Origin of the sequence: Bradyrhizobium sp., from assembly GCF_019242285.1 — a bacterium.
In the GTDB taxonomy this organism is placed as follows: Bacteria; Pseudomonadota; Alphaproteobacteria; order Rhizobiales; family Xanthobacteraceae; genus Bradyrhizobium.
In genome coordinates, this window is the sequence record NZ_JAFAVV010000725.1 from 1 (window position 1) to 10,018 (window position 10,018).

10 protein-coding genes and 1 pseudogene are annotated in these 10,018 nt (G+C 60.4%); 7 read left to right on the plus strand and 4 right to left on the minus strand.

Annotation, left to right across the window (positions count from 1 at the left end; all coding sequences use genetic code 11):
- The coding region (locus JOY90_RS29295) for an SDR family NAD(P)-dependent oxidoreductase (protein WP_291694578.1) at window positions 1-678 on the plus strand (678 nt) is incomplete at its 5' end.
- Window positions 679-835: 157 nt separating this feature from the next.
- On the opposite strand, the gene JOY90_RS29300 is transcribed toward JOY90_RS29295, so the two are convergent.
- The 3 genes from JOY90_RS29300 to JOY90_RS29310 are packed head-to-tail and all read right to left on the minus strand — an operon-like array spanning window position 836 to window position 4,242.
- Window positions 836-2,014 carry a 2-aminoethylphosphonate--pyruvate transaminase gene (locus tag JOY90_RS29300; RefSeq protein WP_291694579.1) on the minus strand — a complete coding sequence of 393 codons (1,179 nt, stop codon included), beginning with the start codon at window positions 2,012-2,014 and terminating at the stop codon, window positions 836-838.
- A 19-nt stretch (window positions 2,015-2,033) separates the two neighbouring features.
- Entirely contained in the window at window positions 2,034-3,335 is a 1,302-nt protein-coding gene (locus JOY90_RS29305; protein ID WP_291694580.1) for a hypothetical protein, read from the minus strand.
- Window positions 3,292-4,242, minus strand: a complete 951-nt coding sequence (locus JOY90_RS29310) for a dimethylarginine dimethylaminohydrolase family protein (protein ID WP_291694581.1) — start codon at window positions 4,240-4,242, stop codon at window positions 3,292-3,294. Before JOY90_RS29310 ends, JOY90_RS29305 begins: the two co-directional genes overlap by 44 nt.
- Window positions 4,243-4,596: 354 nt before the next feature.
- Here JOY90_RS29310 and JOY90_RS29315 point away from each other — a divergent pair, with 354 nt between their 5' ends.
- A complete protein-coding gene (locus tag JOY90_RS29315; RefSeq protein WP_291694582.1) occupies window positions 4,597-5,538 on the plus strand; it encodes a DMT family transporter in 942 nt (313 codons plus the stop codon).
- Window positions 5,539-5,698: 160 nt separating this feature from the next.
- Here JOY90_RS29315 and JOY90_RS29320 read toward each other — a convergent pair whose 3' ends face one another.
- Window positions 5,699-6,457 (minus strand): LuxR family transcriptional regulator, encoded by a 759-nt coding sequence (locus JOY90_RS29320; protein WP_291694583.1) that lies wholly within the window; start codon window positions 6,455-6,457, stop codon window positions 5,699-5,701.
- 672 nt (window positions 6,458-7,129) lie between these two features.
- Between JOY90_RS29320 and JOY90_RS29325 the strand changes: the two genes are divergently transcribed.
- The 5 genes and pseudogenes from JOY90_RS29325 (at window position 7,130) to JOY90_RS29345 (ending at window position 9,948) form a co-directional block, all read left to right on the plus strand.
- Window positions 7,130-7,750 carry an acyl-homoserine-lactone synthase gene (locus JOY90_RS29325; RefSeq protein WP_291694584.1) on the plus strand — a complete coding sequence of 207 codons (621 nt, stop codon included), beginning with the start codon at window positions 7,130-7,132 and terminating at the stop codon, window positions 7,748-7,750.
- 178 nt (window positions 7,751-7,928) lie between these two features.
- Window positions 7,929-8,458 (plus strand): annotated as a pseudogene (locus JOY90_RS40215) (MFS transporter).
- 188 nt (window positions 8,459-8,646) lie between these two features.
- Window positions 8,647-8,940, plus strand: a complete 294-nt coding sequence (locus JOY90_RS29335) for a type II toxin-antitoxin system RelE/ParE family toxin (protein WP_291694586.1) — start codon at window positions 8,647-8,649, stop codon at window positions 8,938-8,940.
- Complete coding sequence (locus tag JOY90_RS29340) at window positions 8,937-9,185, plus strand: type II toxin-antitoxin system Phd/YefM family antitoxin (protein ID WP_291694587.1); 249 nt, start codon at window positions 8,937-8,939, stop codon at window positions 9,183-9,185. The genes JOY90_RS29335 and JOY90_RS29340 overlap by 4 nt, the downstream gene beginning before the upstream one ends.
- Before the next feature lie 589 nt (window positions 9,186-9,774).
- The gene (locus JOY90_RS29345) at window positions 9,775-9,948 is read left to right on the plus strand and encodes a hypothetical protein (protein WP_291694588.1); all 174 of its coding nucleotides are present in this window, start codon (window positions 9,775-9,777) and stop codon (window positions 9,946-9,948) included.
- Window positions 9,949-10,018: the final 70 nt, after the last annotated feature.

Here is a 10,018-nt window from a genome sequence, read left to right on the forward strand (position 1 = left end):
GCGGAGGCCAACGGAAGAGCAATCCGTTCCGTGAAGGCGGACGTCAACCGTGAGGATGACATCGGCGCGGCAATCGCGTCAGCGGTCAAATGGAACGGCGGTCTCGATATTCTGGTGTGCTGTGCAGGTAGGGCTTTTCGCGGATCAACGTTCACCACCTCGGGTTCGGACTGGGATGCGTGCCTCGGATTGAATCTGCGCGGTCCATTTCTTGCTGCGCGAGCAGCCCTGCCATTTCTTGCCGCGCGAGGCGATGGAGCAATCGTACTGATATCCTCGATCTGGGCCGTAACGGCAACCCCGGGACGGACCGCCTACATCGTTGCCAAGTCCGCTTTGACGGCCCTGGCGAGAAGTCTCGCCGTCGATCACGCCCCGAGCGGAGTTCGCGTGAACGCGGTTGCCCCCGGATATATCGACACGGATCTGCTACGCCGCTCGCTCTCCGAAGCCAATCCCGGACGGGATGTGAGCGAACTGATCGCGGAGGCCGCGGCACAGCACCCTTTGCGGCGTATCGGACGCCCGAGCGATGTTGCGGAGGCCGTGCTGTTTCTCGCCGGCCCGCGATCCGCATTCATAACGGGCCAGACCTTGATTATCGATGGGGGCTTGACCAGTGAAGTCCGAACATCTGGCCTTGCTCAACCGGCAATCGAGCCCCGTGCTTTCGGTTGACGGTTCACTGGCCGAGCCTCCATCGACATCGCAGCCGATGACGGTGGCCAAATAGCCCGATTTGGTCGCCTACACGCGCGTACTACCACTGCCGGACCGGCTGCCAAGATCGCCCGTACGCCGCATGCGACAGGATTGGGGGGCATCCTCCCAGCGGCTACATCAGCTGTTCCGCCGTTTCGGCCTGGCGGCGCTCGAGGGGGCCAAATCGACGCACACCCATGTCATTCAGGACGTCGCGGATGGTTCGCACGGCAAGCGACATCGCCTGCTCCGGCAATGCGCCGATGCACCCTATCCGAAACGTGTCCGGGACGGCCAATCGGCCAGGCACGATGATGAAGCCGTTGGCCGCCATCCCATCGTACATCTTGCGGAAATCATAGTGCTCATCGTGCGGCTCATGGAACGTGGCAACGATTGGCGCGGCATGGGCGTCGGCAAGGAGGCTTTCGAAACCAAGCCTGCGCATGTCGCCGACCAAGCGAAGCCAATTGGTTCGATATCGCCGCAACCTCGCGGCTGAGCCTCCCTCCTCCTGATGAACCTGCAGCGCAGCGTAGGCGCCACGGATCGCATGCGTCGGCGGCGTGAACCGGAAGCAGCCTGTTCGATCCACGGTCTCGTGCTGGTCCCAAAGATCGAAGCTTAGCGAGCTCGCATTCCCCGCAGAGCGGTCAAGCGCCGCACGATCGCAAATCACCCAGGCCAGACCGGGCGGTCCTTCGACACATTTGTTCGATGAGAGAACCAGTGCCTCTATGTTGAGCTTCCTCATATCGATTGGGAGGGCGCCGAACGAGGCTACCGCGTCGACAAGCAACGCCTTGCGATGGCTTCTGCACAGCTCCGCAACCATCTCGATCGGATTGATCAATCCGCTGCTCGTCTCGACGTGAACCATCATGACGTGGGTGATGTCGGAGTTGACCGTGAGAGCCCGACAAAACTCGTCGTGCGAAGGCGGCCGGGCTGGTGCCGTCCTCAGAACTTCATGAGGCATCTCCATGCGTCTGCACATGGCGACAAGCCAGTCGCCGTATGCTCCGTTGGTGTGGACCAGCAAGCGGCCGCCTTGCGGGACGAAAGTGCGGATCACAGCTTCGTTGGCATAGGTGGCACTTCCCGGAAACGGAATGGCGGTCCCCCACCCTACGGCATTGGCAAGCTCGGCGAGATAGCCTCGCGCCGCTCGGAGCGCCGCGATCATCTCCGGCTCGCCCGCGGAGTGGTCTTCAAGCATCGCCCGGTGAACCGCATCACAGATGCTGACCGGTCCTGGAATCAGCAGCCATGGTTTATGCTTGGCGTCATGCTCCATTGAAGCCTCCACCATCTCGGCAGGATCCGGTTGCTCAGGCCGCCGTCGGTAGCGTCTCAAGGACGTCGCCGAGCCGCCGGTACGGCAGGCCCTTCTTCCGCGCCGACAGCTCATGAGTGAGATGGCTGGCGCAACAGCAAATTCCGTTTCGTAGATTGTCATCCGCGCTGGCGGCTTGAACGGATCCCAGATCCGCAATCTGCCGAACATAGACAAAGGTTCTCGCCGTGAGCAGCCGCGTTGCCGTGTTCGCAACCATCGCCGGGATATGATCGCAATTGTAATGCACGACATCGTGTTCACGGTACGAATGATAAAGCGAGGCCGACGACGTGCACGTTTCGATCATGTCCTGGTCGCAGGCCGTACAGTCGCAGACGATACTGCCTCGCTGCATGACCCGCACCATGGCCCGATCGATCAGGTACTCCATTTTCGTCTTTGACAGTTCGGCGCGGCGCACCGCGCAGTTGAGGACGATGTCGGTCTCCGCCAGGACTGAAGCAATCGCGTCTTTGGTACGATACGGATCCTTGTTGTCCATGACGACCAGATCGCTCCCGGTCGTCCGCAGATAGTCGACGCCCGCGGTCCCGAAGCGCTGATTTGCCTTCCGATTGAAATCCTCGCTCCCTTTGGTGACCACCAAAGTCAAGGGAATTCCGAGATCGGACAGGTATTTGAATGCGGACAGCCCGATATTGCCGCACCCAATGATTAGCGCCCTCCCTCCGGGAAGAATGCTCTCGTTGCGGGGGCAGAAGATGCCTTTTTCCGTCGCGCAGAGCTCCAGCGATTTCTGGGCGAAGAGATAGCCTGTGAGCCGGCTCATCGGTTCAAGCAATGGATATTGACCGGCGCTTCCGACCCATTCGTAAGCTATTCCGGTGAAACCCCGGCCGACGAGGTCGGAGAGGTCTTCTGCTGGGATGTTCTCGTCGAAGTGCAGATACGTGAACAGGATGTGGTGCGGGGCATAGTCATCATACTCCGACCGGAGCGGCGCCTTGACCTTGAGCAAAAGTCGCGATCGGCTCAGGACCTCGTCCTTCACTACGAGCTTCGCACCACTGGCCTGATATTCCACGTCGGTGAAGCCTGCTCCCTCGCCGGCGCCGAATTCGACATAGACGCTGTGACCAAGCCCCGAAAGGGTCTGCGCGTGGATTGGCAACAGCGCAACACGCCGCTCATGCTGCTTGACTTCCTTCAAGACACCGATGTTCATGGAAGCTTCCTTCACATTTCGCGCCGCCTTGCGGCGTCCTGTCACGAGGCCGGCTTGTGAACCGTCAATGCGCGGACTTGTGCGCGCGGCCGCCCGGCTCATCCGCATGGCCCTGCCCATTCAACGCGGGCTTGAACTGCGACGAAGGCGATCGACTGTCCGACGTCAGGTCCGTTCTCAGCGTGAGGCAGTATGCCGAGCCACCGCTGCGCAGGAAGGAGGACAAGGAGGTCACCGACACCGAGTAGCCGCGATCGGCGAGCTGGTTCCTGAGTTTCGGACTGCAGCCAGAAAGGATCAGTGTCCTGCCAATCCGGATTCCGTTCAGACTCATGTTGCAGGCGTCATCTTCATCGACCTCGATCCGGTCGCCTGCATTCACATGGTCATGGAGCGCACGCAGCGAATTCGGCGAGAGCGCACGCTTGAAGTACATGATATCGCCATCGGCGAGGACGCTGAAGCCCGTATCGAGATGATAGAATCGGGGGTCGACCAGCTCCAGGCTGACCGTCTCGGCCGCAAAGGTCGCTTCGACGATCGGCGCGGCTTGCCGCGAGGATCGAGGTCCGAACCCCATCCAGAACAATTCCCGGTGCGGATCCCAGATGCAGTCGCCGGCCCCTTCCAGGACGACGCCCGCCGGAAGAGCCACGCAGGACTTCAGGATATTGCGTTCGACCAACGATTCGAAAGCAGCAGCGAAATGCGGCTCCTCGCGCTGGCGCTCCCGATGTCGAAAACGGGCGAGCAGCGCCTTGCCATCGACCACGACGGCCGCGTTCGCGGTAAACACCAGGTCCGGAAGGCCGAGAATCGGGATCATGAGATCGACGACGGCGCCGCGTTGCTCGAGCAGCGACTTGAGTGATCGCCACTCGACCTCGGCCGCACGTGAAAGGGCACTGGCCTGTTTGGTCCATTCCTCAGGATTCATCCAAGGATTGATCGAATAGGTCACTGCAAAATGGCGCGGAGGGCACATCAAAAAGCGCGGCGAGCCTGTGAGCGTCATGGTGGTCGCTCCTTTGATCGATGATGCTCGAAAGGATGGCGGCAAGCCGAGGCGAGAGCAACTATCAACCCAGGTAGGGTCTCGTCGCTGGCGAGATCATATTCCGCCGACATCATCAGCCGGCGGTGCACGAGAATAACACTTCTGGGAATCGCCGCGTGTGCTTCACTTTCGCGCGAACACTATCGCTGACACTTCACACGATCGAGGTCTTTCCGGAATGATGAGCGCATCCTTGTGCGCGGCGCGCGGGAGTCCAGTTCCGGCGCTACCCGATCAGGTAGGTTTTCGATCGCTTGCTGTCGGGATAGATAGCGAGCCGGCCAGCATCGTGCTTGGCCCTTTGCCACATCCATGGCATCGACGATTTCGACAACCATGAGCAAATCTCGGTATCGCGAGCGAGACGAGCGTCCGAGTTCGACGGCCATCGTGCTGATGCTGGGAGGCAGCGTCGCGTTTGCGTTGATGAATGGAATCGTCAAGGGGCTGGGTCAGCGCTACGACATTCCGACAATCTTTCTGTGGCGAAGCGTCTCTGCGTTTCTGATCATCGTGCCGCTTCTCTGTTTCGTCCGCGAGGATGGGGGACTGCGCACCACGCGGTTTCTCGGACACTCGATCAGAGGGTTGTTCGGCGTGGCAGGCACGCTTTCTTTCTTCTGGACAGTAACGCGGCTGCCGCTGGGCACGGCGGTAACGCTTGCCTATGCCTGGCCGATCGTCATGCTCGGGATCGCTGTCTGGGTGCTTGGCGAGCAGGTGTCATGGAGGCGCGTCCTTGTCGCCCTGCTCGGCTTCTGCGGGGTGGCCGTGATCTGTGGTTTTGCCCGGAACCCGTCCGCTCCGGGTATGGCGGCCGGCATTGCGTCGGCGATACTCTTCGCCTGCGCTTACGCTTCGATGAAGTCGATTGTGAGCACCGAGAGTCCCGTTGCGATCAGCTTCTATTTCCACGCATGGTGTACCCTGGCAGGTCTTGCACTCTCGCTTCCACATTGGACCTGGCCCGCGAGATCGGATGTACCGGCGCTGTTGGCGACAGGCATTCTTGGCGGGCTCGCCCAGTGCCTGATGGCGGCCGCCTTTCGGCGGGCACGAGCCTCTCAGCTCGCCATCTACGACTACGGGACTGTCGCCTGGAGCCTTCTCATTGGGTGGGCCATTTGGGGAGAAGCCCCAGACATGGCCGGCTTCGCCGGCACATTGCTGATTGCGATCTCGGGAATCGTCATGGCCAAAGCGGAACCGCCGCCCCGAAAAACAGCAGAAGGCTTGCCGCTCGAGACGGCCTGATGTCGAAGGACCGCGGGACCTCGTTGGCGGCCGACAGGCTTGCAGCCCGTCGCATGCTCCAGCACCGCCAGGAGAAGCAAGTTGGCGCTCAGAAGTCGCAAGCCAGCGTCTTTCGAAATAGATGGGGCACCACGGTTGCCTCGGCCACATCATCGGCAGACTACATTGGAAACGACGACTCCGAGCCTCCAGGAAGTTCGATCAGATTGAGACGAATCGCTTTGATGATCGCCATGGTCCGGTTGGTCGTCTTGAGCTTCTTCATCACATTCTTGACGTGAAAATTGACGGTGTTGTCACTGATCTTCAGGATCATGCCGACATCCCATGACGATTTGCCCTCTGCGATCCACCGCAGGCAATCTCGCTCCCGATCCGACAGTTCGATCTGGCTGCAGTCTTGCTTGAGGCGCGGATTCATCTCGCCAAACGCCACGTGAAACTGCCAGGCAAGCGCGTTGAGACGGCTCATTCGCAACGCAGGCTCGACATCGTCGTGCCTCGATGCAAAAGACACGACGGAGACGCGTCCGAGAGGGCCGAATAACGGCACGCTAACGCCGTTCCTCAAACCCGCCTCTCGACTCTCATCCAACACCAGTTGCTCGCCGGCTTGCAGCTGGCAACGACTTCCGAGTTCGTCCCACGCAAAGGGCCCGGAAAATGTCGGCGTCCGGCGCACGACCGGATCGATTTCGTAGTACTTGCGTTCGAAATAGCGATCGCACCAATGCGACGGAAAATTCATCGCCACCGCAGGCGGCGGATGGTTTGGAAGACGAACTGCCTCCGTAAAGGTCAGCGCGCCGTAGGCAACTTGACTGAATCCTTCGTCGCTCGCACAATTGACCAGGAGCTCGAACAGCGCCGACAGCGATCGCGTTTGATTCGAGCATTCGATGAAGCTGAAGAGGTCCATTTTGCGCCTCAAGACGCCGGCCCGATATGGCGTTCTTGTCCCCGGTGGGATTGGCCATGAGGGATTGCTTTTCGTTCGTCGCAGCTCAAGCGACTCCGCAACCACATTGTCCGAGACTGCGCGGGACGCGGAAAAGCCGTAGGCCAGACCTAAAGTCCCATGCTCCAAACGATTATAGTATCATTTCGGGCATTTTCGTGCAAATGGCGCATCACAATCCGCGTTCATCTTGTAGTAGAGACGCTTTCACGCCTTTTTAAGATATCCTGCGTGGTCGATTGCGATCTGCGAAACCGCGGATTCTGCATTGCGTATCCCGTATTCTGACCGCAGATGCTGTCGAGAACGGGCCCTCATTGCGCCAAAACCAGCTCCGCCGCACGGGTCTCCTTCCGACGCCACCTTCCGCGTTCGAGATCAACTCAAGAGGCTCTGCCGAACGGTAGGCCAGCCTTCGGTTCAATACAACCTTTGCGTGTAGTCTCGAAGACGCTTCGTCCTTTGCCGGCCGCCGCTTTCCACCGGAGGAACCGCGACTGCGAGAGTCCGACAAACAGGTTGGCCCAAGCCAATTGGCCCGATCTGAACCTACTCGATTAGGTAGTTTCCTTGGCCTCATCACGATCGGATAACTTGCCATGAGCGTCGTCTGCTTGCGGCTGGATCAATCGTATGCGTACCGTAGCGATCACCTGGGAGACGATCCATCGGCATGGCGAAGCCTGGGTATCACACCATCGGCTCCGTTACAGAATGTTCGTCGAACGCCAAGGCTGGAATGTGCCAAGCTATCGGCAGCTCGAGTACGATGAATTCGACACGCCGGCTGCTACCTACATTTTGACCATTGACGATCAAGGTCACGCGCTCGGAACGACCCGCCTGATTCCGACGACGCGACCCTACATGGTCAAATCGTTATGGCCGCATCTCGTCGACAACGAATTGCCCGCATGCGAGTCAATCTGGGAGGCTTCCCGTTTCGGCTGCGATCGGGATCTCGACGCCAGCACTCGGCGTTGCATCGTTGCCCAGCTGATCCTGGGCTGCCAGGAGTTCGGAACGGCGAACGGCATCTCACAATATCTGGGCGTCATGCCTCCTCGCATCTTCAAGCACGTCATCGCGGCAAACGGATGTCCCGTGACGCGCGCCGGGCCCGCGCTGAAGCATCTTGGGCACGAGATCGCCGCAGCCTATATCGGTGTGTCTTCATCGGTGCTGGAGCTGGTACGCTCTCGTACCGGGATTCGCCGGCCCGTGCTCGAGCCGGCACTGGCGCTCGTTGCCTGAGGCGGCCCGGACACCAGCCCGCGACAGGCACAGCAGGGTTGCTCAAATCATGACACGAGACAGTCCCGCCGCCGGCGCAATGGTGCGAATGATGCCCGGTCGGTTGCCATGAAGCGCGCCAACATGGCGGGATCGATTTGACCGGGTCGCTGGGCGAGAAGCCTTTGGTTCGTCCAAAGTGCGACGACGTCCAGCTCCAACTTCAACGTTGTTGAACCGAATTCATCTCTCTCAAGATGCGGGCCTAAAGGAACTCGGCCTCAGCAACACTTCGCTCGGTTCAGCCTTTTCCGCGTTCTCGATCACCTATGCCTGCTTCATGATCGTCGGCGGACGGCTGGCCGATGCGATCGGCTCTCGATTTGGACTCGCGCTCTCCGGTGTATTGTGGGGAATCGGCACCATCGCGACCGGGCTCGTCGGAGGCTGGCCACGCTGGTCATGGCGCGGCTCCTCGTCGGCACGGGTGAGTCTGCCGTGTATCCGATCTCGTCCGCCGTCATCGGCCGCTGGATCAAGACTGACCGCCGCGGCTCGGCGCAGGGCATGCTGCACGGCTGTGGCCGTCTTGGCGCCGCCCTTGCACCGACAGTGGTGACCGCCCTGATCCTGCTTTGCTCATGGCGGTTGGGCGTTCATCGTTCTGCGCGGCTGAAGCCCCGACCAGTCGTCCACGCGCGAACGAATCGCGAGCGCCCGTCCGACTGATCACGTAACCCCTCAGTACACAGACGATCGAGAGGGAGGCGATCCGAAAGACTTTCTTGACTCTATTTTCGCCGGCGATCTTCGGGCGGGGAATGCAGCCGGCGGTCAGGTTCTGCCATGAAGCCGGCAAATTCAGCCGAGAATCCGCCATTTGACCACGCCGCGAAACTGGCTATGATCTGGCCAGAATGCCCTTCGCGATCGTCCTGGCCCCCGAAGCCGTCGAAGACCTCAGGAGGCTGAAGGCGGACGTTCGCGCGACCCTGCGCAAGGCACTCGAAACGCATCTGCGACACCAGCCGGAGAAGACGAGTCGCAGCCGGATCAAGCGATTGCGAGGATTGCGCCACCCGCAATACAGGCTGCGGGTGGGAGAGATCAGGGTGTTCTTCGACGTCTCTCGCACGACCGTCGAAATATTGGCGATTGTCGCGAAATCGGAGGCCGACCCATGGCTCGCACAGTTCGGAAATCCGGAGTGAAGGAAGTCCCCCTCTCCGAAATGAAGGATGACTTGTCTCGCTACCTTCGCGAGGCCGAGACGCAGGAGATTGTCATCACGCGGCACGGCAAACCGGCAGGCGTATTGATCGGCTTCGAATCAGAAGACGACTGGTTCGACTATCGTCTCGAGCACGATCCGCGCTTCCGGCGCCGCATCGAGCAGGCTCGCAGCAGCCTGCTCGCCGGTCACGGAGTCAGGCTGGAGGATGTTGAAACGGATTGAGCCTGCCATGGTCACCCCGGAAGGTGCACGCGGAGCGGTGATGGCTGTCACGGATTTGAGTGCCGTGTCATAACGCAGCGACGCCGCAATGCGTCATCCCGTGGTCAGATTTTGCGCCAGCGCGGCTCGTCGATGCAGCTCATTCTGCAATTCGGCGTCGGTATATTCCGAAATCGCCTTCCGCATTGGTAGTCTGACGGGATAGTCCCACGAACGGCCGCATTTGCAGCCGGCCGCCGTCTGGCATTGTGGTTGAAAGCACGTGATCATTTGGCCTCGTCGTCAACGTCCTTCGTGACGCCCTTCCCTCGCATCATTCCGATCCCGCGCGGCTCGATCGCGCTTGCCGCAGTCTATATCCCGGTTGCCGACGATTCGGTGTGGCGCATTCGCCCCATTCCGACTATTTCGTGGCCGAGCCGATGATCGCGGAATTGAGATTCGATCGGCTGCCGCAGGCGCCTCGCCTGGAAACCCTTCTTATGCGCGACTCTTTCTCCACTCTGTGCACTTTTGCACGTTTGCTGCGGAACGGAATCCTCGGTCGAAAATTCTCTCTGCTGGGGCAGAACCTCATGGATTCAGTATCGTGCTGGGTAAGTTCGCGCGCGAAGCAGCGGTGGCGTTGCTTCGGTTCTCCAAAACCACCTCCGATCCCAATCTGGCAGCCGCGCTGATCGACAAGGCCGCCGATATCAAGGATCGGGACGACTCGTTGCAGAAAATCGACAAGAGCCCACGGCCTCCCGACGTGCAGCCGTAGCGGCGCGATCCCGACGCGGGCGCTTTTGGAAAGCCGGCCCCGCCGTCGCTGGCTCGGTCTCGCATTACAG